Source organism: Corynebacterium tuberculostearicum, assembly GCF_046097255.1.
Taxonomy (GTDB): domain Bacteria; phylum Actinomycetota; class Actinomycetes; order Mycobacteriales; family Mycobacteriaceae; genus Corynebacterium; species Corynebacterium tuberculostearicum_J.
Genome location: NZ_CP175770.1, coordinates 1,419,417 through 1,444,617 on the forward strand (window position 1 = coordinate 1,419,417; position 25,201 = coordinate 1,444,617).

The 25,201-nt window shown below is 58.3% G+C and carries 18 protein-coding genes and 1 pseudogene; 13 read left to right on the forward strand and 6 right to left on the reverse strand.

Annotated features, from left to right (window positions below; translation table 11 throughout):
* Positions 1 to 74 precede the first annotated feature (74 nt).
* Positions 75 to 1,682: an IS21 family transposase gene (gene istA / locus ACKFRY_RS06790; protein ID WP_150851611.1), complete on the forward strand. Its 1,608-nt coding sequence runs from the start codon at positions 75 to 77 to the stop codon at positions 1,680 to 1,682.
* Between the two features lie 181 nt (positions 1,683 to 1,863).
* Here istA and ACKFRY_RS06795 read toward each other — a convergent pair.
* Positions 1,864 to 3,056 (reverse strand): IS3 family transposase gene (locus ACKFRY_RS06795; protein WP_100067808.1). Its coding sequence is split into 2 segments (ribosomal slippage): positions 1,864 to 2,777 and positions 2,777 to 3,056, totalling 1,194 coding nucleotides; the frame shifts between segments, so codons are not numbered across the junction.
* Positions 3,057 to 3,127: 71 nt separating this feature from the next.
* Between ACKFRY_RS06795 and ACKFRY_RS06800 the strand changes: the two are divergent.
* Positions 3,128 to 3,763: pseudogene (locus tag ACKFRY_RS06800) on the forward strand (ATP-binding protein); the annotation flags it as partial.
* Between the two features lie 518 nt (positions 3,764 to 4,281).
* On the opposite strand, the gene ACKFRY_RS06805 reads toward ACKFRY_RS06800, so the two are convergent.
* A complete protein-coding gene (locus tag ACKFRY_RS06805; RefSeq protein ID WP_408922528.1) occupies positions 4,282 to 5,625 on the reverse strand; it encodes an IS256 family transposase in 1,344 nt (447 codons plus the stop codon).
* A 96-nt stretch (positions 5,626 to 5,721) separates the two neighbouring features.
* On the opposite strand from ACKFRY_RS06805, the gene ACKFRY_RS06810 reads away from it, so the two are divergent.
* The gene (locus tag ACKFRY_RS06810; RefSeq protein ID WP_408922529.1) at positions 5,722 to 6,717 is read left to right on the forward strand and encodes an alkaline phosphatase; all 996 of its coding nucleotides are present in this window, start codon (positions 5,722 to 5,724) and stop codon (positions 6,715 to 6,717) included.
* A gap of 144 nt (positions 6,718 to 6,861) precedes the next feature.
* Here ACKFRY_RS06810 and ACKFRY_RS06815 read toward each other — a convergent pair whose 3' ends face one another.
* Together ACKFRY_RS06815 and ACKFRY_RS06820 are read right to left on the reverse strand one after the other, a co-directional pair.
* Positions 6,862 to 9,252 carry a glycogen/starch/alpha-glucan phosphorylase gene (locus tag ACKFRY_RS06815; RefSeq protein ID WP_408922530.1) on the reverse strand — a complete coding sequence of 797 codons (2,391 nt, stop codon included), beginning with the start codon at positions 9,250 to 9,252 and terminating at the stop codon, positions 6,862 to 6,864.
* A gap of 99 nt (positions 9,253 to 9,351) precedes the next feature.
* Complete coding sequence (locus tag ACKFRY_RS06820) at positions 9,352 to 10,557, reverse strand: amidohydrolase (protein WP_408922531.1); 1,206 nt, start codon at positions 10,555 to 10,557, stop codon at positions 9,352 to 9,354.
* 36 nt (positions 10,558 to 10,593) lie between these two features.
* Between ACKFRY_RS06820 and ACKFRY_RS06825 the strand changes: the two genes are divergently transcribed.
* On the forward strand, positions 10,594 to 10,992 hold the full coding sequence (locus tag ACKFRY_RS06825) for a hypothetical protein (RefSeq protein ID WP_005328799.1): 399 nt from the start codon (positions 10,594 to 10,596) through the stop codon (positions 10,990 to 10,992).
* On the opposite strand, the gene ACKFRY_RS06830 is transcribed toward ACKFRY_RS06825, so the two are convergent.
* Positions 10,989 to 12,071 carry a glycerate kinase gene (locus tag ACKFRY_RS06830; protein ID WP_408922082.1) on the reverse strand — a complete coding sequence of 361 codons (1,083 nt, stop codon included), beginning with the start codon at positions 12,069 to 12,071 and terminating at the stop codon, positions 10,989 to 10,991. The two genes, ACKFRY_RS06825 and ACKFRY_RS06830, sit on opposite strands and share 4 nt — an antisense overlap.
* A gap of 199 nt (positions 12,072 to 12,270) precedes the next feature.
* On the opposite strand from ACKFRY_RS06830, the gene gdhA reads away from it, so the two are divergent.
* Both gdhA and ACKFRY_RS06840 read left to right on the forward strand, forming a co-directional pair.
* Positions 12,271 to 13,617, forward strand: coding sequence for an NADP-specific glutamate dehydrogenase (gene gdhA, locus ACKFRY_RS06835; RefSeq protein ID WP_040425289.1), 1,347 nt, complete (start codon positions 12,271 to 12,273; stop codon positions 13,615 to 13,617).
* A gap of 200 nt (positions 13,618 to 13,817) precedes the next feature.
* Complete coding sequence (locus tag ACKFRY_RS06840) at positions 13,818 to 14,576, forward strand: DivIVA domain-containing protein (protein WP_005328793.1); 759 nt, start codon at positions 13,818 to 13,820, stop codon at positions 14,574 to 14,576.
* Between the two features lie 191 nt (positions 14,577 to 14,767).
* Here the strand turns inward: ACKFRY_RS06840 and ACKFRY_RS06845 are convergent, their stop codons facing one another.
* Entirely contained in the window at positions 14,768 to 15,415 is a 648-nt protein-coding gene (locus tag ACKFRY_RS06845; RefSeq protein WP_005328791.1) for a hypothetical protein, read from the reverse strand.
* A 150-nt stretch (positions 15,416 to 15,565) separates the two neighbouring features.
* Between ACKFRY_RS06845 and ACKFRY_RS06850 the strand changes: the two genes are divergently transcribed.
* The 7 genes from ACKFRY_RS06850 (at position 15,566) to ftsY (ending at position 25,164) form a co-directional block, all read left to right on the forward strand.
* A complete protein-coding gene (locus ACKFRY_RS06850) occupies positions 15,566 to 16,111 on the forward strand; it encodes a DUF177 domain-containing protein (RefSeq protein WP_005328789.1) in 546 nt (181 codons plus the stop codon).
* The gene (gene rnc / locus ACKFRY_RS06855) at positions 16,108 to 16,878 is read left to right on the forward strand and encodes a ribonuclease III (RefSeq protein ID WP_005328787.1); all 771 of its coding nucleotides are present in this window, start codon (positions 16,108 to 16,110) and stop codon (positions 16,876 to 16,878) included. The genes ACKFRY_RS06850 and rnc overlap by 4 nt, the downstream gene beginning before the upstream one ends.
* Positions 16,879 to 16,880: 2 nt before the next feature.
* Positions 16,881 to 17,696, forward strand: coding sequence for a bifunctional DNA-formamidopyrimidine glycosylase/DNA-(apurinic or apyrimidinic site) lyase (gene mutM, locus ACKFRY_RS06860; RefSeq protein WP_408922532.1), 816 nt, complete (start codon positions 16,881 to 16,883; stop codon positions 17,694 to 17,696).
* Between the two features lie 53 nt (positions 17,697 to 17,749).
* The gene (locus tag ACKFRY_RS06865; protein ID WP_005328783.1) at positions 17,750 to 19,249 is read left to right on the forward strand and encodes a sodium:alanine symporter family protein; all 1,500 of its coding nucleotides are present in this window, start codon (positions 17,750 to 17,752) and stop codon (positions 19,247 to 19,249) included.
* A gap of 16 nt (positions 19,250 to 19,265) precedes the next feature.
* Positions 19,266 to 19,550: an acylphosphatase gene (locus ACKFRY_RS06870; protein ID WP_034668477.1), complete on the forward strand. Its 285-nt coding sequence runs from the start codon at positions 19,266 to 19,268 to the stop codon at positions 19,548 to 19,550.
* A 78-nt stretch (positions 19,551 to 19,628) separates the two neighbouring features.
* Positions 19,629 to 23,150 (forward strand): chromosome segregation protein SMC, encoded by a 3,522-nt coding sequence (gene smc, locus ACKFRY_RS06875; RefSeq protein ID WP_408922533.1) that lies wholly within the window; start codon positions 19,629 to 19,631, stop codon positions 23,148 to 23,150.
* A gap of 91 nt (positions 23,151 to 23,241) precedes the next feature.
* On the forward strand, positions 23,242 to 25,164 hold the full coding sequence (gene ftsY / locus ACKFRY_RS06880; protein WP_408922085.1) for a signal recognition particle-docking protein FtsY: 1,923 nt from the start codon (positions 23,242 to 23,244) through the stop codon (positions 25,162 to 25,164).
* The last annotated feature ends 37 nt before the right edge of the window (positions 25,165 to 25,201 follow it).

Sequence of the window (25,201 nt, forward strand, 5' to 3'; positions counted from 1 at the left end):
TTTCATAGTTGATGTTGGCGACACCACAATCCGCTGGTGTTGCGTCAACTTCTACTTGGAAGGAGCCGGTCCTTGTGGCTAACTTCAAACAGATCATCGCGATGTGCCTTGATGGTGCTAGCTACGCGCAGATCACACATGCATTGGGATGTTCACGACGAGAAGTATCCCGAGCAAAGAAAGTCATCAACGATGAGGCACTAACTCCAGAGCGTTTCCGTCAGCTCCCACCGGGATGGTTCGATGATCGATTCAGTGATGGCCGGAGTAAGCGGTCGTTGCCCTACGACCAGCCTGATTTTCATGCTCTTGCACGCAAGCTGAAAGGTACGAAGCATGTGACCAGGCATAAGCTGTGGATGGACTACGTGTCGAAGCCTTGTCCGACGGATAAGACAAAGTACCAGTACTCCCAGTTCTGCAGTGGGCTCAATGAGTTTCTGCGTGCCAACGATCTCGTCGAAGTTATCACCCATGAGCCAGGGCAAGAGCTTTATGTCGACTGGGCCGGTGACAAAGTGCCTGTAGTAGATCAGGCCAGTGGTGATACCGTGTTCAAGGCGTCATTGTTTGTCTCGGTCAGCCCGTACTCAGGGCTGATGTACGTTACTGCTGCTGCGAATGAGAAGATGTCGGCGTGGATTGAGTGCCATGTTAAGGCGTTGAATTATCTTGGCAAAGTACCAGCAATCATCGTGCCAGATAATGCTTCTACGGCGACTTATCGGCCGAAGAAGACCTCTACATACCGGATGGTCACTGACCGCTACGCAGCGTTTGCTGACTATTACGGGGTCACGATTGTGCCGACTAGGCCCGGCAGGCCTCGTGACAAGGCAGCGGTAGAGCGTGCCGTGAAAATCGCCTACACCAAAATCCTGGGTTACTTTAGCAACGAGGTCTTCTATAACCTTGATGAGCTTAATGAGGCGATCGCTTGCCGTCTTGCTGTTATCAACGGCGCAATGACGCGGCCTGATGGCTCAACACGGCAGATGCGCTTTGATAAAGAAGAGGCACCAATGATGCGGGATCTTCCGCCGACGCCGTTTACGGAAGTGTCTTATAAGCGGCTTAAAGTCGATCGCAACTGGCACATCACCTGTGACTACCAGTACTACTCAGTGCCATTTCAGCTGGTAGGAGAGTCGGTAACAGTCAGGCTCACCCCGCAACTGGTGAGCGTCTTCAACGGGGAGCAGCTTGTTGCTGAACACACGCGCCTTCACGGATTCAAATACCGGTATTCCACCAACCCTCAGCATGGGCCGCGTGGCGATGATGAAGGCCACAAGGCGCTTACCCGTGATGAGCTTTTGGCCTGGGCCTCGTCGTTTGGGGCAGCAACGCACGCAGTCATAGCGATGATCCTCGACCGCAATAGTGCCGCCGTACCCCGCGGACTCATCCAGGCACGCAACGTGTTGGCCAACCTGGGCAAAAAGCACAACAAAGCCACCCTGGAACCTGCCTGCCAGCAGGTCGTGGACAAGAAGCTGGCCCCAACGATGGCAGTGATCAAACGCCTCCAGACTGACATTGCCCACGCCCAACAACATCCCGGGGAACCAGGGCCAAAAACACAGCCTGTGGCCAAGCGCCAACCACGCCCAAGTACCCCGCTTACCGGCGACGTGGCCGATGCCGTCTTTATCCGGCCTGCTGACCACTACGAAAACTAGAAGGAGTGTGAAAAATCATGAGCAGCATCGACGACGAGATTGTGCGGGCAAAAATGCGCAAGCTTCGTGTATCAACCTTCGCTGACATCTTCTACGAGGTTGTCAACGACGAGGCCTATGCGGATGCGCTACCAGAAGACATCGGGCCTGACCCCCGGAAAGTGGACACGTCGGGGGTTAGCTATGCTGCTCTAGTCAGTGTAGCTGAATTCTCGGCTTCAAAGACGTCAGGAGCTGAAAGATTGCACCAGGAGTGCCGTCGGCGTGTGTTGTAGCGCATGCACCACCGGAAGACTTCTTGGCGGCAGGAGATCGGATTGTCAAAGACTTTCCTGTCACGCAAGATTTCCCGCTTGAGCGTGGCGTTAAACGATTCTGCTAGGGCGTTATCAGCACTCGTTCCTACCGCTCCCATAGACTGGCGCACACCCAACGACGAGCAATAGTTCCTAAAGGCTTGTGAGGTGTACACGCTGCCGTGATCAGAATGGAAAATTGCCCCTTTAAGGCTTCCGCGGACTTTCCTGGCATGGGACAAAGCTTCGATAACCAGTGATACCCGCATGTGATCGGCGAGTGCATGTCCGACAAGTTTGCGCGAGTAGACGTCGATGACCGTGGCCAGGTACATGTTCTTGCCGCCCTTACACGGCAGGTACGTAATGTCGCCTACATAGACGTGGTTTGGCCTGTCAGCTGTGAATCTGCGGCCTACTAGATCTGGCATGACGCGGTGACCAGGCTTACGCCTGGTAGTGACGCATCGGCGGCGTTTGGTAAAGCCTTTAAGTCCCATGGATTTCATGATTCGTGCGACTTTCTTGTGATTTATCGGGCCAAAGCTCGTATCGGCTTTAAGGCTTGCAGCGATGCGTTTAGCACCATAAAGCCCGTATTCATCATCGAAGATGGTCTTGATTCTTGCACCAATAAGAGCATCCGAACACGTCTTTAACCTGCGTTCTTCGCGGGTTTGCACCCATTTGTAGAACGAGGAGCGATTGAGCTTTAACACCTGGCACATCCGCTTAACCGAGAATTCGGTTCGGTGGTCATAGACAAACTGGAAGCGGATCACCAGTGAGTCTCTTCGGCAAAATATTTCGCGGCCTTGCGCAGGATGTCACGTTCTTCGCGCAGCTTTGCGTTCTCTTTTTCTAACTGGCGGATCCGTTCGGAATCATTCGCTGCTTGGACCTTGTCGCGCATGCTTTTTGTGCGGGCACGTTTGCCGGTGCCGTACTTCTTGATCCAAGAATGCAGCGAGGCACGGTTGATACCGAGCTCTGCTGATGCTGAGTTCAGTGAGAGGTCCTCATTGTTTTCGTAGAGGGCCACGGCATCGCGTTTGAACTGTTCGGAGTACCTGGACATGGTGGTAGATTACCTTTCTTCCAGCCCGACTGGGCTGGATATCAGGTGTCCACCAAACAGGGGTCAGGTCCATCTTCCTCGCCGCAGTCGAAGAAGCCTACACACAACGCCAACAGCGCAATATCGCCAAGGCCATCACCCAGGCACAATTCCGATACCCGGATGCAAGCCTGGCTGAAATCACCCGGGCAGAACAACGTGGTATCAACATGCGCCAGCTGAAACGAATCGCAGCAACCAACTGGCGGGAAAACCCGACCAACATACACATCCTCGCACCGACCGGAACAGGCAAGACATACATTGCCTGCGCCATCGGCATCGCCGCATGCAAAGCCGGATATTCCGTGGCGTACTACCGGCTGGATCAACTTGTAGACATGCTGGCGGTCTTCTCACCGACTGACCAAAACTACCTCGATAAGATGCGGAAACTGATCAACGTCGATGTCCTTATCATCGACGACTTTATGACCATCAGCATCAACCAGCGCGGGCAAGAAGACCTAGCCAAGATCATATTCGACCGCGACGGAAGGCTCCCAACACTGATCTCTTCCCAATCAGCTGCCGCCTACTGGGTTGAAACACTGCCAGACAGAGTCGGAGCCGATTCACTCGTAAGCCGCCTCAACAACGGCCACCGAATCCATATCGGAGACTTCGACATGCGTAAAGCCACCGCCCCGACCACCCCAGACGACTAAGACTAACGGCCCGGGCCGACGTACCCCTCGGCCCGGTACCAACTACCCGGAACACGACAGTACCGAGTCCCCAGAACACCGGTACCAAAAACTCGCATCTGACATCATAGCCTTTAATTCCGGCTAGGGCTCGGTGTTTGGCAGCAAGAGCGTAGTTGACCTTCTTGTTCGGGGTGGAAAGATCGAAATAGCGGTTGCGCTTAATGGCGATTTCGCCGTCAACAGCGCGTTTGGCTTTTGCGACTTGCTCTTTGATTCCGCGCAGGCCGCGTCTGGCCCGATCATAGGAGTACTGGAAGTGGGTCACCGTATTCGGGGTTGTGTGTTTGCGCGCATCGCTTGCCGAGGCTTGTGTCCAGATCTGGCCGTGGGCGTAGGCTTCACCAGGGATTTCCCGCCGCCAGGTTTCAATCACCTCAGGCACGGTGGGGTTTCACCGACAAAATGTAGTGCAGACCTGCATCTATCAATGCTTGCTTGTTCGGAGGGTATCAAGTTGTTTGTGTGTGGGGCTAGGTTTATAGGTATTTGTCGAAGCTGTCGGGGTAGGCCACGGCCATTTGGTTAATGGCTTGTTTCCAGCCGGAAACTCGGGCTCCTTCCATGAGTCTGCCGGCTGTTGCTGAGACTCGTTTGCCTTGCTTTGCCCTCTTTGCGGCTCGTTTGTCTTCGATGTTGCAGATCATCAACCATAGCGTCTTGAGCGCTGATTCATTGTTAGTGAACTGCACCCTGTTGTGGGTAGCTTTCCGCAGTTCATTGTTGAATGATTCAATCGAATTCTTCGTGTAAATGACCTTGCTGGCTGCTGGTGGGAACTGGAGAAACGGTACGAAACGCGCCCATGCATCTCGCCAGACTTTGACTGAGCGTGGATACTTTTCTGCCAATTCAGAGGCTTCAAATTCGTCTAAGGCAGCCTTAGCTGTGGACTCGTCCGTGGCGGTGTAAATCTTTTTCAACGCGGCCGATACGCCCCGGCGATCCCCGTAGGCTACCCACCGGTTAGCGGCACGAATCAGGTGCACGATACAGGTTTGCACCATAGAGTTCGGCCACGTTGCCTCAACTGCTTCAGGCAGACCTTTAAGCCCGTCACAGCAGACGATAAAGACGTCCTTGACCCCACGATTGGAAAGATTGGCACATACCTGCGCCCAAAATGAAGCGCCTTCTTCTTTGGCAATCCACAATCCTAAAATGTGTTTGATACCGTCCAGGTCCACGCCGATTGCCATGTACGCAGATTTGTTGACTACTCGGCCGCCGTCGCGGACTTTAATGCGCAGCGCATCCAGGAAAATGACTGGGTAGAACTCATCTAACTGGCGGTTTTGCCAGACCATGACCTCATCGAGGACGGCGTCAGTAACCGCTGAAATCGTCTCATGGGAAATATCAACACGCATCGCCGTTGCCATATGATGCTGGATATCCCTAATTGTCATCCCACCGGCGTACAAGCTAACGATCATGTCATCGACATCAGTCAATCTCCTCGAGCCTTTAGGGACCATAGTTGGCAAGAATGTTCCAGCCCGATCTCTTGGCACATCAACGGTGACTGGCCCGTAGTTAGAATCCACGGTCTTTGGATACGACCCGTTGCGGTGATTGTCTGTTCCAGCAGCAGCTTTAGCGCTCCTGTCGCCAGACTCGTAGCCCAGGTGGGCATCCATTTCAGCGTTGAGTCCCCTGGTAATCGAGGCTTGCAACATGCCGCGAACCAGGTCATTGGCATCCGTTGTGGATGTGCCTAGGTCATCAATCAGCTTCGCGATTTCAGGGTTAGCAAGCAGCTTCTTTTCAATCGCATCAATCTTGGCCTTATCAGCCGGATCTCGTCTCGCCACAGTAGTCATTCTGGTCCATCTCCTTATGCGGGTTAGGTACCCACACACAAACCATCAGACACTCTTTATTCCGAAGCCACTCCGGCGGCGTGGGCCGCGCACAACATGGACCGCAATAAGTTGCCGGACATCAGCCGCGAGATGCTTGGCAGCGACCTTGACGTTGTCATGGCAGCTGGTCACCCGTTCTACGACAATGACCACCAAAAGGTCGATACTCCGGACTACAGCTTTATGTACGAGGAGGACTACGCCAAGCTTTCCGCCGGCGAGACCGACTGGAACTACTTTGAGTCCAACGATGACTTCAAGAAACTGGCGGAAGGCGACGTCAAGCCGGGCCAGAAGTACTGGGGTATCGCACAGGTAGGATCCACCTTGCAGAACTCCCGCTCTGGCGAGACGAAGGAGCCGTACTCTGACCCGCTTAACGACGTCGTGGATCTCCCCACCATGACCACCGGCGCACTCAACGCACTGGGGCAGGATGAGGATGGATTCTCCGTCATGATCGAGGGCGGTGCCATCGACTGGGCTGGACACGGCAATAACCCGGTGCGCGACATCGAAGAGACCCAGGACTTCAACAAATCGGTCGATGCCGCCATCAAGTGGGTAGAGGAGAACTCTTCGTGGGAGGAGACCCTGCTGGTTGTTACCGCAGACCACGAAACCGGCTATCTCTCCGGTGCGAACGAGGCTCCGACTGAGGATAACCCTGAGGCGGATAACCGCTTCAACGCTATGGAAGGTGAGAAGGGCAAGGTTGCTCGCCACGGTTGGTACTCCGGTCAGCACACCAACCAGTTGGTGCCGTTCTTCTTCAAGGGCGCCGGCTCCGAGGACATCATGGCCCGTACCTCTGGAACCGATTCGGTCCGCGGTGACTACATCGATAACACCCTGGTAGCCAACTTGACCTTTGATGAGTGGTGGAACGATGGCACCGGCCAAGCAGAAGAGCCAGAGCAGCCAGAAGACGCTGCCAACCCGTCCGATGACGCTGATGCCGGCAAGGAAGGCAGCAGCAAGGGCTTTGCTGCTGGTCTAGCTACGGGTCTGGGGATTCTGGGCGCAGTTGTCGGCGCCTCGGCTTCCTAGCTACGCAGATGGGCGTGCTTAACATTGACTTGAAGCCCATCTATGAGCAGCTCAAGCGCGTGGGCCTGCGCTAAACAGCATCAGGCACACCGCCTACATAAAGGTCCTGCCCTTTGCCGTGGAAGCGAAGGACAGGACCTTTTCTTAGCGCTGGGAAATCGGGGTCGGCTGGATCTTCCACACCTCGTTCGCGTAGTCCGCGATGGTTCGGTCCGAGGAGAAGCGACCCGAATAGCAGATATTCAGCCAGGCCTTCTTGGCCCATGCAAGATCGTCCTCTTGATACTCCGCGGCCATGCGGTCGCGGGTCTCGCGGTAGTCGGCGAAGTCACCGAGGACGTAGTACTGGTCTTGGGCGTGCTCCCCGAAGCCGTCGAGAAGCGAGGAACGCAAATCGCCGAAGATGCCGGCATTGTCGGCGCCCAGGGTGCCGTCGACTAGCGCATCCAGCGCGCGGGCCAAGCCTGGCACGCTCTGGTAAAGCTCGCCCGGGTTGTACTCGGCGCGCAGCTGCGGCAACTCCTCATTGCGGGCGCCGAAGATATAAGCGTTGTCCTCGCCAACCGCCTCGACGATTTCTACGTTTGCTCCATCCATGGTGCCCAAGGTCAGTGCGCCATTCATCATGAACTTCATATTGGACGTGCCGGAGGCTTCCTTGCCAGCCACGGAAATCTGCTCGGAGATATCAGCGGCCGGGATGATGTGCTCGGCGGGGGAGACGTTGTAGTTCTCTACGAAGACGACGCGGATGATGTCTTTGGTCGCCGGGTCGTTATTGACCAGATCCGCGATGGTGTTGATGAGCTTAATAATCGCCTTGGCGCGGTCGTAGCCTGGCGCGGCCTTGGCACCAAAGATGAAAGTGCGCTTCGGCACGGTTTCGCCCTCGTCCTTGATGCGGAAGTAGAGGTCGAGGACGTAGAGGGCGTTCATCAGCTGGCGCTTGTACTCGTGCAGGCGTTTAATCTGCACGTCAAAGATGGAATCGGGGTCGATTTCAGCGCCTTGGTGGTCGTTTACCCACTGCGCAAAGTCGCGCTTATTGGCCTGCTTGATGGCGATGAGCTGGTGCAGCAGGTCCCCGTCGTCGGCCTTATCGGCGAGTTTGGCCAGCTGGGTGAGGTCAGTAACCCACGCATCGGAACCAGCCTGCTGTGTGAGCAGTTCTGCCAGGCGGGGGTTGCACATCTTTAGCCAGCGGCGCGGGGTGACGCCATTGGTCTTATTGTTGAATTTTTCTGGCCAGAGATCGTGCCATTCGGATAACGTATCGGCCTTGATGATCTCGGTATGCAGGGCGGCGACACCGTTAATGGAGTAGGCGGCGTAGCAGGCGATCCAGGCCATGTGCACGTGTCCGTTGGATACCGGCGCCATGTAGTCAATGCGGCCCTGATCTAGGCTGCGGCGGGCCATATCTTCGCGGAAGCGGCGGTCGATTTCCTCCACCAACTGCCAGATGCGCCAAAACAGCTTTTGGAAGATGGACACTTCCCAGCTCTCCAGGGCCTCTGCGAGCACGGTGTGGTTGGTGTAGGCAAAGGTCTCGGTGACGATCTTCCACGCCGCATCCCAGCTCAGACCATGGTCATCGAGCAAAATGCGCAGGAGCTCTGGGATGGCGAGCACTGGGTGGGTGTCATTGAGCTGGATGGAGTTGTACTGCGCAAAACCGGTGAGGTCCTCGCCGTGCTGGGCAATGTAGTTATCCACCATGGTCTGCAGGGATGCGGAGACAAAGAAGTACTGTTGGCGAACGCGCAGTACCTTGCCCTCATAGGTGGTGTCGTTGGGGTAGAGCACGCGGCAGATATCCATGACGCGTTCGCGATCGACAATGGCCTCCGTAAAGCGCTGGGAGTTGAAGGCATCATAATCGAATTCAGCGATGGGCTCGGACTTCCACAGGCGTAGCGTGCCTACGTTATCGGTTCCGTAGCCGGTGATAGGCATGTCATAGGGAATGGCGCGCACGTCCATGTCATCAAAGTGGACGCGGCGCTGCTCGGAGGCGCGGCGGATGATGAAGTCATAGCCGTTTTCCATCCACGCATCAGGCTGTTCCTTCTGGAAGCCATTCTCAAAGGACTGGCGGAACAGGCCGTAGCGGTAGAGCAGGCCATAACCGGTAACGGGGTAGTCCTGGGTGACAGCGGAATCGAGGAAGCAGGCGGCGAGGCGGCCGAGGCCACCGTTGCCGAGCGCGGCATCGTGCTCGGCTTCGAGAACATCGCTCAGCTCGTGGTCGGCGGCGGTGGCGGCAGCCTTGGCATCGTCAACCAAGCCCAGGTTGGTGAGGTTATTGAGCAGCGCGCGGCCCTGCAGGAACTCCGCGGAAAAGTAGTGCTGCTGGCGGGTCGCAGCATAGGCGGAACGGGTGCGCTCCCAATTATCGGCAATCTGCTCCATGACGGCACCAGATAGGCCCGACCAGAACTTGCGGTAGGAAGCGCTGTGCGGGCTTACACCGGAGGCCGCACGAACATGGGAGGGAACGGTGGATTCGAAAACAGAGTGCCGTGGCTGGCTCATGTGAAACCTTAAGGTAGTGGGAAGTCACGAAACGCCTGCCAGCTTAATAGGATTGGCGCCGCCTTGCAGGGAGGAAATAGGTAAAGGCGCACCGGGTACTTAGGGCTTTGCCAAGTAGGTCAATGCCGCACCATACGCTGCCCGGGTGGAGGCATAGACGGTCGGGGCATAGTCCGGCAGGAAGGTTGCTTGGTGGTTGACCGGTGGGTCTTGCAACTCGTCTTCCGGGGTGCAGCCGATATGCCAGAAGACATAAGGCACGCCCCATGCCTGGGGTAGGTAGCAAAAGTCCTCAGAGGCGGTAGAAGGGGCGGCGATGACCGAATCGGAGCCGAAGGCGGCATCGAAAACCTCGGCCACTGGTGCGTGGGCCGTGGCGTCGTTATCGGTGACCTCGCCGTGAGCGTAGTACTCAAAGGTCGGGTCTTGCTCGCTTCCGGACGCCGCACACTCGGCCTTGACCATGCGCTCGAGGGAGGCATAGACCTTTTCCGCGAGTGCGGGATTGTAGTAGCGCGTATTGAGTACCAACTCGGCGGATTCGGGAATGATGTTGTTTTTATCGCCGGAGTGTAGCTCGCCTACCGAGATGACAAAGAACTCGTGTGGGGCAACTTCGCGGCTCACAATAGCTTGGAGGCGGGTGACGATCATGGCCGCGATATAGGTGGGGTCGATGGAGTTATGGGGCATGGAAGCGTGGGCCGATTTTCCGAAGACGCGGATGTGCAAGGAATCGCAGCCGGCCATGATGGGGCCTGCGGTGTGGCGTACAGTACCGGCGCGGCCGGGCATGATGTGTTGGCCTAGGCAAATATCGGGACGAGGCACTCGCTCGATGAGGTTATCGGCCAACATGTCCTTTGCTCCCACGGAGGATTCTTCGGCCGGTTGGAAAAGGGCGAGGAAGGTGCCGGACCAGGTGCTCCGGGAGGCGTCGAGAAGCGCGCAGGCACCCAGCAGCGCCGTGGTGTGCATATCGTGCCCGCAGGCGTGCATCTTTCCATTAGTGGCGGAATAGGACACGCCGGTGGCCTCTTCCACGGGTAGGCCGTCAAAGTCCGCACGCAGCAAAGCAGTGGGGCCATCGCCGTTGCGGAAGATAGCGACCATACCAAAGCCGCCGATGTTTTCTACTACCTCGCAGTCAAAATCGGCGAGTTTGGCGCGGATGCGACTGGCGGTGCGCTCCTCTTCATGCGAAAGCTCGGGGTGGCGGTGCAGGTCCTCATAAAAGTCCTGCTGCCACCCCAGATCGGCCTCCTGGGAAGTGACGAGCTGGGCGATGCGGGCAGAATCAGACATGGTTTCACACCTTAGGGATTGGGTAGGGTTGGCGCTATGCCGGTTATTCAATTTGATGTTTTGGTTCCCAACGCGCAAGCAGAGCGCGTCGCGGACATCTTTACCACCGCCACCGACAAGCTGGTGGAGAGCGGTTCGCTTTCCTCAGCTGACGTTACCCGCCCAGAGGCACCGCAGTTTCCAGAGGGGTTGGAAGAGCAGCTGCGGCAAAATTATCGCGACGAGCATGAGGACCGCGACCTTGCGGACGCGAGCGTGCACCGCTATGACATCGCGGTGGCGGGCGTGAGTGGCTCGGTTAACCAGCTGGGCATGGTGCTCTCGCGCCTTCTCACCCCGCATGCGGTGCTGCCCAAGGACCACGTATTGCTAGAAGATGAGCTGGCGCATGAGCGGCCCGCAATCTTCCCGTGGTCGCTGTCCATTCGGCCTTAGAGCTGCTTGACGATGTCCCCGGCGGCCGCCGCCAGCTGCTGGGCCAGCGTGCCTTCTTGGCTCAGGGGAGCGCAGTAGGCGTCGGTGTCATGCTCGAAGGAGCCGGCGATAATGCCCACCGGTGTTCCGGATTGTTGCGCGAGATCCGTGATGGTTCCGACTGCCTTGCCGGTCAGAGACTGTTCATCAAAGCGGCCCTCGCCGGTAATGACAAGATCGGCCGAGGCGATCTTTTCCGGAAGCCCCAGTGCTGCGGCCACATGCGTGCCGCCGGACAGGACGCGCACGTGTTCGTCTGAACCCCAGAGGGTGCGCGAGAGCCAGGACAGGCCGATGGGAAGGCCGCCCGCGGCGCCAAAATATGCAGAATCTGCATCGGTGTCGGTAACTTCGCATGCTTGGAGCATGGCGCCGGCCAGCAGCGCTACTTGTTCGCCTTTCGCTCCCTTTTGGGGACCGTACATGGTCGCCGCCTGCACTGGGGTAGCGCGGGTATCTGCCAACAGGGTGAAGTCGAGCATGCCCGCCTTGATATTGAGCTGCGCGGTATCGATGTGGTCGAGCTGAACTAGGGGAGCGCCGCCCTTGGGCAGGGCATAGCCGCGGGCGTCGTGCGCGGCGGCACCGAGTGCGGTGAGGATGCCCATCCCGGCGTCAATGCTGGCGGTGCCGCCTAATCCCAGCACGATCGAGGTAGCGCCACGTGTTTCTGCGTCCGCGATCAGCACGCCGGTGCCATAGGAATCGGCGTGGAGCGGATCAAGGCTGTCCTGCACGGCTGGCAGCCCAGTGGCAGAGGCGACGTCAATGAACGCAGTGGCTCCTGCGAGAACATAGCTTGCCTGAGTCAAGCGGCCAATGGCGTCGGTAGTGGGCAGGGTAATGGTCTCGGCGGATTGTCCGCCGGCCGCTGCTGCCTGCGCGAGGACGGCAGCGGTGCCCTCGCCGCCATCGGCCATGGGCAGGGTGGTCACCGTGGCGTCGGGAAGCGCTTGGCGCACCCCCATAGCAATGCTGGCTGCGGCCTCGGGCGCGGAGGCGGTGCCTTTAAATGAGTCTGGGGCGACAACAATATGCATGCCCGTGATTATAAAGCCCGCCCGCGCTGGGGCACGGTGCGACTTAAGATTCGAACGGTCTACAGAAAATAGTTAACTTTATTGTCGCTGGTAAAAGGCGTTGTATGTCTCCCTAAAGCCTCGAACCTGCTTGCATTATCGGTAGTTTGATAGGAAACTGGTATCTGTTCTTACAAGCCCACAGAATGGAATGCACACCATGTCAGTAGATAGCCAAATCTCTGAGTACTACGACAAATTGCTCAAGCGCAATGCGGGAGAACCGGAATTCCACCAAGCGGTTTCTGAGGTCCTGGATTCGCTGAAAATTGTCCTAGAAAAAGACCCGCAGTACGCGGACTACGGCCTGGTGGAGCGCCTGTGCGAGCCTGAACGCCAGCTCATCTTCCGCGTGCCATGGATCGACGATAGTGGCGACATCCAGGTCAACCGCGGCTTCCGCGTTCAGTTCAACTCCGCGCTCGGCCCCTACAAGGGTGGCCTGCGATTCCACCCCTCGGTCAACCTGGGCATCATCAAGTTCCTTGGCTTTGAGCAGATTTTCAAAAACTCCCTGACCGGCCTGCCCATTGGCGGCGGCAAGGGCGGTTCTGACTTTGATCCCAAGGGCAAGTCCGAGGTAGAGGTCATGCGCTTTTGCCAGTCCTTCATGACGGAGCTGCACCGCCATATTGGCGAATACCGCGACGTGCCGGCCGGTGACATCGGCGTCGGCGGCCGCGAGATCGGCTTCCTCTTTGGCCAGTACCGCCGACTGACCACGCAGCACGAATCCGGCGTCCTCACCGGCAAGGGATTGACCTGGGGTGGCTCCCTGGTTCGTACTGAGGCCACGGGCTTTGGCACGGTCTACCTCACCAATGAGATGATGAAGACGCACGGCGAGTCTTTCGACGGCGCCAAGGTTATCGTCTCCGGTTCTGGCAACGTGGCCATCTACGCCGCAGCCAAGGCCCAAGAGCTTGGCGCTACTGTAGTGGCCATGTCCGATTCCTCCGGCTACATCACCACCCCTAACGGCGTGGACATTGAGCTGCTCAAGGACGTCAAGGAAACCCGCCGTGAACGTATTTCCACCTACGCCGAAGAAGCTGGAAACGGCGTGGAATTCCACAAGGGGGGAAATATCTGGGAAGTGCAGGCAGACGTAGCTCTGCCGTGTGCCACCCAAAATGAGCTCGATGGCGATTCTGCCAAGAAGCTCGTTGACGGCGGCGTGCGTTACGTAGCCGAAGGTGCCAATATGCCGTCTACCCCAGAGGCGGTCCACGTCTTCCAAGAATCCAAGATCAACTTCGCGCCGGGCAAGGCAGCCAACGCTGGTGGCGTTGCTACCTCCGCGCTGGAAATGCAGCAAAACGCATCCCGCGACTCCTGGTCGTTTGATTACACCGATGATCGCCTCCACGCGATCATGTCCAATATCTTTAAAAACATCGATAGTACGGCCAAGGAATATGACCGTGAAGGCGATTACGTTGCCGGTGCAAATATTGCTGGCTTCAAGAAGGTAGCGGACGCCATGTTGGCACAGGGCGTTATCTAGCTGCTCACTTCTTCTTTCAAGCTCCCTTTCTGTGCTGCCTTTGTGTAGTGGAGAAGGGGAGTTTGTGCTGTAAATACGCGCCATAGATTGTGTGAGTGGGTGGGTGGAAGGCGATTGTTTGCACTGGAGGGGAAATCCGCAGTACACACTCGGTGCGTGGCCTCCACGTCTGGCACGTGAGGGCATGTAAAATTCGCAGCATGTACCGTGTCTTTGAGTCCCTAGATGAACTAGTCCAGCACTTGGAAGAGGCCCATAGCCTCCCCATGACCTCTAATTGCATGGTTCCGCGCCATGAAATGCTCGCGCTTCTCGACGACCTCCGAAACGCCCTGCCCGTTGAGATTGATGACGCGCAGGATGTCTTGGATAAGCAGGATGAAATCCTGCACGGCGCCGAAGAGCGTGCGGACCAGACCATCAATGACGCTAATGCGCAGGCTGATGACATCGTGGGCCATGCTCGCGAGGAGGCGGATGCCACGGTCTCCCACGCAGAACAGCATGCCGCCAAGTTGGTAGCTGATGCTGAAGCTCGCGCTCAGTCCATGGTGGAACAGGCCCGCGCGGAAGCAGACCGCACCATCGCTCAGGCCAACGATGAATATGAGCGTTCCGTGGCAGAAGGCCGTGCCGAGCAAGAGCGTATGGTTTCGGAATCTGAAGTTGTGCGCCGCGCTGATGAGGAAGCACACCGCATCGTGGAGTCCGCCCACACTGAGTCCAACCGTCTGCGCAGTGAATGCGATGAGTTTGTAGACGGCAAGCTAAGCGAATTTGAAACCACCCTCAATGGGCTGCTGCGCACCGTAAGCTCCGACCGCTCTGCACTGCGCGGCGGTGCCGGGGTCCGTTCCCGCGGCGGCGACTACCAGCCCTCGGGACGTGCCGGCGGCGTTGCGGGCGGCTCCCGCTACGCAGAAGGCGAGGCCTACGAGCGTCGCTATAACGAGCGCTAAACCTTTAAATTCTTTCTGCCCTTAAGCTTCATTTCCCGGAGGCACCCGGGCTAAGGAGCTTAAGGGGTGAGGGGTGGTTTAGCCCCTTATATCAGGCACGGCCAAAGGCTCTGGTGGGTGGGCAGACGGTTTGTCGTACACCGTCTGCCCACCCACCAGAGCCTTTATGTTTTCCTACCAGCGCAGGCAGTTCAGGAGGTTGCGCGGGAGCGAGGCTGTGTGGTGGGCACTGCCGTATTCGGTGCATGGGGAGCAGCTGTTAACGGCGTGTGTGTGGACGTGGCGCTGCTTTCCTTCCTCGATGTGAGACGCGCAGGCGCGGCGGATTGGACGGCCATACATGCTGCAATGATTGTGGTCACTAATCCAGGGAAAAGGAATGCAACGAGTGCGGTAAAGAAATAGGAAGACAGTGACGTCAAAGAACTATCACTAAAGTTCTGCGGAAAGCACACGGCGCACATACTCACTAGCGCACCTGTGGCAACCAGCATGGTGCCTACAGAAATAAGCGCCGTGGGAATGGTCTCCCGAGAAAACCAGGTAATGGCGCCTGCGCTTAGGGAAAAGATGAGTGCGCCGGTGAGCACCGAAAGGTCCATGCCAGTGGGCAATACCAGGATGGTGCCAGCTATCAAACCAGCAATGATGCTGCAGATGAGTGCAGTAAAGAGGCGAATCCCACTAGCGCCATAGATTCCTGAACGGTCCGGCCGTGGAGTCGCGTGCACGAGCGTGCCGGCAATGGTTAATACCGCGGCAGGAAGGCAGCTAAACACGGCGAATCCGAGTGCGATGCTGCGTGGATCCGTGGAGGCTAGCGCCAAGTGGTAAGTCATGCCTCCACACTAAAGACGGCATTGGCTTGGGCAAAGGCTAATCCGGAAAGGCATAGGCCCTTTTACTTTAAACGACAGACTCTTGACAGAAAGTTTGCCTGTGCTGGCCGCTAGGCGGAGTTTGCGGGGCAAGGTAGACTACCTAGTGTTATGACATCACCATTGAAGTTCGATGTGGGCGAATTGTTGAACGCCCAAGGCGCTGACGCACTGCCGGAGCAACGCACCCAGACCGGCCCCGCACCTGAGAGGATTGGCGTCGAGATGATCGCCATTCCGAAGGGCGAAGAGCTTACCGTAGACGCCACCTTGACCCCACTTGGTGCAGGTGTCTTGGTGGACGCCAACGTATCCGGCCGGCTAACCGGGGAATGCTCCCGGTGCTTGAAGGAACTGCACCCGGAGCTGGACCTGCATGTCACGCAGGTCTTTGCCGCCGATGAATCCTTCGTCTCCGGCGATGATCCTGCAGCCGATGATGAAGGCTCCGGAGATGAGATTCCGGAGATCGAGGATGATGAGCTGAACCTTTTGCAGGCCGTGATCGATGAGGCAGGACTCAACCTTCCCTTTGCGCCGGTATGTGAAGATGGCTGTGAGATTGACACGCCTGAAGGGGTGACCACCGGTATCTCTGGCGAAGAAGAGGAAGACAAGGTCGATCCCCGCTGGGCTGGTTTGGAGAAGTTCCTATGAGCCGCAAAAAGAAGCTAACCGGGGAAGAAGCGCTGGCAGCCGAGTTTGCTGCCGTAGACCACACCCCATTGTTGGAATCGCTTGGCGTGGATTTGCAGCCAGAACACCTGCGCCTAGCGCTTACTCACCGCTCTTTTGCCAATGAGAATGGGCATTTGCCTAATAACGAGCGCTTAGAGTTTTTGGGCGATGCGGTGCTGGGCCTGTCGGTGGCCTCCCAGCTCTACATCACTTATCCCTCTCGTCCGGAATCGGATATTTCCAAGATGCGTGCCTCGATCGTCTCGCGCTACGGACTATCGGATATCGCCCGTGAGATAAACCTCGGCCCGCACATTTTGCTGGGCAAGGGAGAGCAGTCCACTGGTGGCCGCGATAAGGATTCCATTCTTGCCGATACCACCGAGGCAATCTTTGGTGCCATCTACCGCGAGCATGGATTCGAAACCGCGCGAGATGTCATCTTGCGCTTGTTTGCAGAAAAGATCGACAACGCCACTGTGAGTGGTCGCCACCTGGATTGGAAGACCACCTTGCAGGAGCTGTGCGCCGAGCTTAAGGCACCGATGCCGGTCTATTCGGCTACCTCCACTGGCCCAGAACATGATCAGACCTTTAACGCGGTAGCTACCGTCGCTGGTCTGACCGTGGGCAATGGAGTGGGACACAATAAGAAGTTGGCCGAGCAGCAAGCGGCTCAGGAAGCCTGCCAGACTTTGCGCGAGACTCCTCTCTTGGTGCAGGGCACTGCGCATAAAGAAGGCTAAGCATGCCGGAACTGCCGGAAGTCGAGTCCGTCCGCCGGGGTCTTGAGCCCCATGTGGTGGGGCGGACTTTTGAGTCTGTGCACGTCCTGCACCCGCGTGCCAACCGTGGCCAAGATGAGCCGCTCTCCGGTCTTCTTGTCGGTAAAGAGATCGCTGCTGTGGCTCGGCGGGGAAAGTTTATGTGGCTGGAATTTGTGGGCGAAGATTCCATGGATCCTCACCGCGACGTCCTTTTCATCCACTTAGGTATGTCGGGTCAGGTGCGAATCGGCACGACCGATTCGCCGCATCTGCGCATTCGCGCCCAGCTAAGCGGTGGGGTAGAGCTTAGCTTTGTAGACCAGCGCACCTTTGGCTATTGGCTCTATGCACCGTGGGCGAAGATCTCGCACATTGGCATTGACCCGTTGGAACCAGACTTCGACATTGTGGCAACCGCACGGCGCTTGCGGGCCAAGAAGACTGCAGTAAAGACTGCACTATTGGATCAAACCTTGGCTTCTGGAATCGGCAATATCTATGCCGATGAATCCCTGTGGGCGGCACAGATTCCGCCCCGCAAAAGGGCATCGACGTTGCGACAAAAGGATGCCGTGGCTTTGCTCGAGGCGGCCCAAGAGGTCATGACCGCCGCCCTAAAAGTGGGTGGCACGAGCTTCGATTCCTTGTACGTCAACGTGAATGGTGAATCGGGGTACTTTTCGCGGTCTTTGGCCGCGTATGGGCGGGCTGGCCAGCCCTGTCGGCGGTGTGGTACTCCCTTGGAGCGCTGCGTAATTTCAGGACGATCCACCCATTTCTGCCCCCATTGTCAATAAGTTATGGCGCATGGGGTTCACGTTGTGAACCTCAAGGCAGTAAATTATTCTGCATGGATTTTCTTGAAAATGTCGTAACGACATTTAATGACGGCGTCTGGTCGTGGATTCTGCCCTGGCTGCTCATCGCTGCGGGCCTATTCTTCGGCATCCGTACCGCTTTGGTGCAGGTGCGCATGGTGCCAGATATGTTCCGCGCCGTCGTCGAGCGACCCAAGGGGGAAGGTCGCGATGAGGACGAGGACTATGGGGGTATCTCTGCTTTTAAGGCCTTCACTATTTCGGCCGCCTCCCGCGTTGGCACCGGCAACGTGGCCGGCGTGGCTGTGGCCATTTCCGTGGGCGGCCCAGGTGCAGTCTTTTGGATGTGGCTCATCGCCATCCTCGGTGGCGCAACTGCATTCATCGAATCCACCCTGGCGCAGCTGTGGAAGGTGCGCGATGGTGACGGGTACCGCGGCGGCCCTGCGTACTACATGAAGCGCGGTTTGGGCTGGGGCCCGCTCGGTGTTCTTTTCTCCATCGCTATTGCCTTTACCTTTGGCTTGGTCTACAACGCCTTCCAGACCAACGCCATTGCAGATGCGGTGTCCTTCTCCTTTGACCGCGATGACACCATGTTCCGCTCCATCATCGGTGTTGTTATTGCCGTGGTTGCAGGCCTCATTATCTTTGGCGGCGTCAACCGCATTGCCAATATCACCCAGATCATCGTGCCATTTATGGCGGTGGCCTACTTGCTCGTCGGTGGGTTTGTTGTCATCACCAACTTTGACAAGGTGCCGGGAATGATTGGCGATATCGTCGGCCACGCTCTGGGTATTAAGGAAATCGCTGGCGCCGGTCTTGGTGCGGCCATGATGAAGGGTATTCAGCGCGGACTGTTCTCCAACGAAGCTGGTGAGGGCTCTGCTCCGAATGCAGCGGCTACCGCGGCAGTCTCGCACCCGGTCAAGCAGGGCCTGGTGCAAACCCTTGGCGTGTACTTCGACACCTTGGTGGTGTGTACCATCACCGCCTTCATCATCTTGCTGGGACCAGAGATTGCCTACGGCGCCGAAGCAGAAGGCGTCTCCTTGACTCAGGCGGCACTGTCTTCTGAGGTGGGCGACTGGGGCATCCACTTCGTTAGCTTCATCCTCTTCTTCCTGGCTTTCTCCTCCATCCTGGGCAATTACTACTTGGCGGAATCTAACCTGGAATACCTCACCCAGAGCAAGCCTGCGTTGGTGATTTTCCGCCTCGTCGTTCTCTTCTTCGTTTGGTTTGGCGCAGTGGGCTCCCTGCCGCTGGTCTTTGCGTTGGCCGATACCGGTGCGGCAACCATGGTGATCCTCAATATCATCGCCATCGTGCCGCTATCCGGTGTGGCGATTAAGCTGCTCAAGAATTACAACGAACAGCGCAGCCACGGCATTGACCCGGTATTCCACCGCGATATGATGCCGGAACTGAAGGGCGTAGAGTGCTGGGACGGATCCGATCCCGTTACTCGCCGCAGCGAAGAGGATCGCCGCGTATTGCGCGATAAGGGACACCACGACCGCTATTAGAAATTTGGGAGGCCGCATGGCACTGGAGAGAATGACCGCTTTTGTCCATGGGCACGTCCAAGGAGTGGGCTTTCGTTGGTGGACGCGCTCCCGGGCCTTGGAGCTCGGTTTGAGCGGGCATGCCACCAATCTGAGAGATGGCCGGGTGCAGGTGGTAGCGGAAGGCCCGCGGGAGAAATGCGAGGACTTGCTGGGCCTCCTCAATGAGCAGCCGAGTACGACCCGCCGCCCGGGAACGGTGGATCTGGTTGTCGAACAATGGGCTTCCCCTAAGGGCGAATCTGGCTTCATCGAACGTTAACTCGCAGCACAAGCCCGCCGAAGCGAGCCTCTAGGCTCGGCTGGGCAGCTGCGTTCAAGGCTTGCTAAACTTACCCAAATGCACCTGAAATCGCTGACGCTGAAAGGCTTCAAATCATTCGCGTCGGCGACGTCTCTGAAATTCGAGCCCGGAATTTGCGCCGTCGTCGGACCGAATGGCTCCGGCAAGTCCAATGTGGTGGACGCCCTGGCCTGGGTTATGGGTGAGGGAAGCGCCAAGACGCTGCGCGGCGGAAAGATGCAGGACGTCATCTTCGCCGGCGCCGGCGACCGCAAGGCTCTGGGGCGCGCCGAGGTCACCCTCACCATCGATAATGCGGACGGTGCGCTGCCGATCGAATACTCGGAAGTGTCGGTCACCCGCCGCATGTTCCGTGATGGTGCCAGCGAATACGAAATCAATGGCTCCAAAGCGCGCCTGATGGATATTCAGGAGCTGCTATCTGATTCCGGTATTGGCCGCGAGATGCACATCATCGTTGGCCAAGGCAAGCTTTCTGAGATCCTAGAATCGCGGCCTGAGGATCGGCGCTCGTATATCGAAGAAGCCGCGGGTGTACTCAAGCACCGCCGCCGCAAGGAAAAAGCGCAGCGCAAGCTCACCGGCATGCAGGCCAATTTGGATCGCTTGCAGGACCTTACTGATGAGTTGGGAAAGCAGCTCAAGCCTTTGGCCCGCCAGGCTGAGGCCGCGCAGCGCGCCGCCACTGTGCAGGCTGATCTGCGCGACGCCCGCCTGCGGCTGGCAGGAGATAGGGTGGTGCGCCTGCGCAGCAAGTTCCAGGAGGCCGAGCGCGCGGCAGAGGTCTTAGCCGAGCAGGTAGAAGAAGTTACCGCGCAGCTGGAAGAAGCAACAGGTTCGCAGCTAGAAGTGGAAGCCCAGCTAGAGGAGGTAAACCCCAAGGCGGATGCTGCCCAAAAACTGTGGTTCGATCTGTCCACACTTTCCGAGCGCATTTCCGCGACCCTGCGTATCGCGGAGGAACGAGCGGCCAATGCCGGCGCACAGGTGGCCTATTCTGGCCAGGATCCGGATGACCTAGAGGCACGGGCTGCCCGCGCGGACGAAGAACATGCAGAGCTTCTCGCCGCAGCGGAGGAGGCTGCGGAACGCCTGGAGGCTATCCGCGAAGAGGTAGCAGAGCGCCGTGAGGCATTCGAGGCCGCTGAGCGCGAGCACATGGCGCAGCTGCGTGCCATTGCGGATAGGCGCGAGGGCGTCGTCCGCCTCATCGCCGCAGAGGAAAAGGCGGCAGGCCAGGTTACTTCGGCCGAAGAGGAGCTGGTGCGCCAAGAGGAGACCCTGACTTCTACCAAGCAGCGCACCCAAGCCGCCCAGGCAGAAGCCGATGAGGTGGCGGATAAGCTGCAGTCTTTGGCCGGCGAGCGTGAGCCGCTCGAGGAAGCCCATGTGCGGGCGGCCAGTGAATCGGGTGCAGCCGATAAGCGTTTGGAGCAGCTTCGCGACGAGCAACGCGAACGTGAGCGCACCGTCTATACCTTGCGTTCCCGCATCGATACCTTGGCTCAGACTGCGCCGGAAAAGATTGATGTAGGCGAGCAGTTCCAACCGTTGGCCGAGTTCATCACCACCAAGTACGAGACCGCGGTAGCTGCCGCGTTGGGTGCTTTTGCAGAGGCCCAAGCGGGCGAGATTTCTGCCCAGCTCATTGCAGACTTGGAAAAGGGCACGCGCTCCGCGCTTATCGACGTCTCCGTGGCCGCCCCCGCCACTTCCTGGCGCGTGGATGCGACTTTGCCCACAGGCGCCTCGTGGTTGCTCGACCACATTGCAGTAGTCCCAGAAGTCTCTGCAGCGCTGCACCGCCTCCTTGCGGATGTCGTGCTCGTCTCCGATGTCGCGGAGGCGAAAAAGTTGGTCGCCGAGGACCCCCGCCTGCGTGCCGTCACCGAATCCGGCGTGGTGCTGGGTGAAGGTTGGGTAGAAGTGGGCACCGGTGCCTCATCCACCGTTGAGGTTTCCGCTCGCATCGCGGAGGCAGAGGAGCAGTTGGAATCCGCCACGCAGGAGCTGGAAGAACTCTCCGGCACGCTCGAGGGCGCGAAGATCGCTGCGGAGGATGCCCGCGTGACTGCAGCCTCGGCGAAGGCTGCCTTGCGCGAGCACGATACTGAAGTTGATGCGTGGAAGCGCGATCACCAGCGCTTGCTTAAGCAGTACGAGGCCAATAAGAACGAGCACGAGAAGGCCGCGGCGCGGGCGACCGAGATCGAGGTCAAGCTCACCGAAGCCCGCACGCAGCTTGCCGACGCCCGCGATAGGCTCGCCCGCGTCGATGCGGACGAGCAGCCCGACGAGCCCTCTTCGGTGGAGCGCGACGAGGCCTCCGCTGCATTAGAGCAGGTCAAGTCCATGGAAATGGAGGCGCAGGTGGCGGCCCGCTCGGCCCAAGACCACGTGGGTCAGGTAGCGGGTAAAGGCGAGGCGTTGCGTCGCCAAGCGCAGCATGAACGCCAAGCCAAAGCCCGCCACGAGCAGGCCATGGCGCGGCGCAAGGCCCAGGGCGAGTTGGCTGGTGCGGTAGCCAAGCATTCACGCGATCTGGCCGCGCGCGCCACGCAGCTGCTTGAGCGCGCTACCTCTGAGCGCGATGACTACTTTGCGCAGCGCACCTCCCTCAACTCGCAGCTACAGCAGGTCAAGCAACACGTCTCGGCCGCGCGGCAGCAGCTGGACCGGCTGACCAACCGCGCCCATGACTCGGAAATTGCTCGCTCCCAAGCGCAGGTGCGTGTGGACGAAGCGGAAGCCAAGATTGTGGAACAGCTGGGCATTGCGATTTCGGATCTCTTGCAGGACTACACTCCAGGCGAAGATTTCGACCGCGGGGCGGAAAACGCGCGCTTGAAGCAAGCAGAAAAGGACCTCAATTCACTAGGCAAGGTCAATCCGCTCGCGCTGGAAGAATACAAGGCTTTGGAGGAGCGCTATTCCTTCCTTTCCACTCAGTTGGAGGATGTCATCCAAGCTCGCAAGGATCTTGCGGGTGTTATCGAAGATGTAGACGCGCAGATTTTGCAGCTGTTTACCGATGCGTGGCACGACGTCGAAGCAGAATTTCCAAAGGTTTTCCAGACCCTTTTCCCCGGTGGCGAGGGGCGCCTCATCCTCACAGAGCCGGAGGACATGCTCACCACCGGCATCGAGGTGGAAGCGCGCCCACCGGGCAAGAAGGTCAAGCGCCTGTCCTTGCTATCTGGTGGCGAGAAGTCGCTTACTGCCCTTGCGATGCTGGTAGCTATCTTCCGCGCCCGCCCCAGCCCGTTCTATGTCATGGACGAGGTTGAGGCAGCGCTTGATGACGTCAACCTGCGCCGCCTCATTGCCCTCTTCGAGGAGCTGCGTAAAGACTCGCAGCTCATCGTCATTACGCACCAAAAGCCGACGATGGATGTCGCCAACGTCCTCTATGGCGTAACCATGCGCGGCGATGGTGTTACTCGCGTGATTTCGCAGCGCATGAATCCCGCAGGCAGCGCCCCCGGAACGGAGCAAGCCAGCGAGGATGCTACTCGCTTGGGTGTAGATGCTCCCCGCGGTGACGAGGCGGGGAAGTAGCCTGGGGTTCGTCCACTTCCCGCAGGACCCCTTCCCGCTATAGGAGGGGGTTCGGCGTGCCGCGAGCTGAGAAGACTGGCACTATAGAGGCATGAATTCTTTATGGTTATGGATCGGCATTGCGATCGTCGTCATCGTGCTGATTATTCTTCTCGTGGTAATCGGCAAAAAGCGCGGCGACGCCAAGAAGGTGTCCTTTGATAAGCCTGCTGAGGAAGAACCGAAGCAGCTGACCCAGGAGCAAAAGTCCGGCAACTATCAAGCCAAGTCCGGCTTTAACTTCGCTCCTGCTGGCGGCGCTAAGGAAGCGCAGAAAGCCCCGGTTCAGGCGGACAAGCCGGCTCAAGCGCAGCAGGCAGCTAAGGCAGAGCCGAACGCTGCAGAACCGAATGCTACTGATATCGCCAATAAGCAGCTCAGCGGCAAGACCTCGCAGCCGAAGGAAAAGCCGCAGGCGCAGGCTGATAAGCCACAGTCTGCTCAGCCCACGGCCGATGCCGCGGCAAACAAGCCTGTGGCAGAGGAACCAGAAATCAAGCCGGCACCTCAGCAGGAGAAGCCGGCGAAGTCCGATAAACCGGCAGAGCCTACTAAGCCCGCCGAGGTCAAAGCGCCAGCGGAGGAGAAACCGCAGGCGGCAGAATCTTCCGCTGATAAGGCAGATAAACCACAGTCCAAGGGAACTGGCGCTGCGGCGGCGGCTGCTGCTGGTGCGGCAGGCGTAGCGGGTGCGGCAGCTGGGGCGTCGGAAAGCGAAGAATCGCACACGGACCGTACTCCAGAAGCGGCTGAGCAGCCAGAAGCTGCACCCAAGCCGGAAGAGCCGGCAGCTGCCGAAAAGGCGGAAACTCCAGAAGACGTTGTCTCCGTGGAAAATGCCGAGGTAGAAGAGGAGTCCCCAGTCTTCGACGAGGTTGTTGAAGACAATGCTGCGGAAGACATCGAGGAGCGGGTGGACGACCGCGAGGAAGCCGAAGAAGCCGCAGCCGCTGCCGAGGCGCAAACCGGTGCAGCCGAAGCTGCCAAGGAACAGACCGAAGTTCCAAAGGGTGAGCCTGCCCCAGCACCAGCTCCGCAGGATGATATCGCACCCGCCGGTGGGCGTCTTGGCCGTTTGCGCGGGCGCCTTTCGCGCTCGCAAAATGCCATCGGCCAAGGGCTTATGGGAATTTTGTCCGCAGGCGATCTGGATGAAGATGCCTGGGAGGAAGTTGAAGATACGCTCATCATGGCGGATTTGGGTACCAAGTCCACGATGAAGGTGACTGATTCCCTGCGCGAGAAGATTGCAGAGCGCGGCGTTTCCAGCGAGGATGAAGCCCGTGCCATGCTGCGCGAATGCCTGATTGAAGCAGGCCACCCAGAGATGGATCGTTCCATTAAGGCTATGCCGAATGAGGGCAAGCCAGCCATCGTCATGGTCGTCGGCGTGAACGGCACCGGCAAAACCACAACCACCGGCAAGCTTGCTCGCGTGCTGGTATCCATGGGCCACAAGGTCCTTTTGGGTGCTGCCGATACTTTCCGTGCTGCGGCCGCTGATCAGCTTGAGACGTGGGGCCGCCGCGTTGGCGCCGATACCGTGCGCGGCAAGGAAGGTGCCGACCCAGCATCGGTAGCCTTCGATGCGGTAGCAACCGGCGTGGAACAGCAAGTAGATGTGGTCTTGGTCGACACCGCAGGCCGCCTTCACACCTCCACGGACTTGATGGACCAGCTGGGCAAGGTCAAGCGCGTGGTGGAGAAGAAGACCGATGTGGACGAGGTCCTGCTGGTATTGGATGCCACGGTGGGGCAGAACGGCCTTACGCAGGCACGAATCTTCCGCGAGGTAGTAGATATCACCGGTGTGGTTCTTACCAAGCTGGACGGCACTGCCAAGGGCGGAATCGTCTTCCAAGTACAAGAAGAATTGGGTGTTCCAGTCAAGCTTGTGGGCTTGGGCGAAGGCGCCGATGATCTCGCGCCATTCGAAGTTGAAGGCTTCGTCGACGCCCTGTTGGGTGAGAAGTAGCAGCTAACCTTTCTAACTCCCCCTGCATATCGGGTGC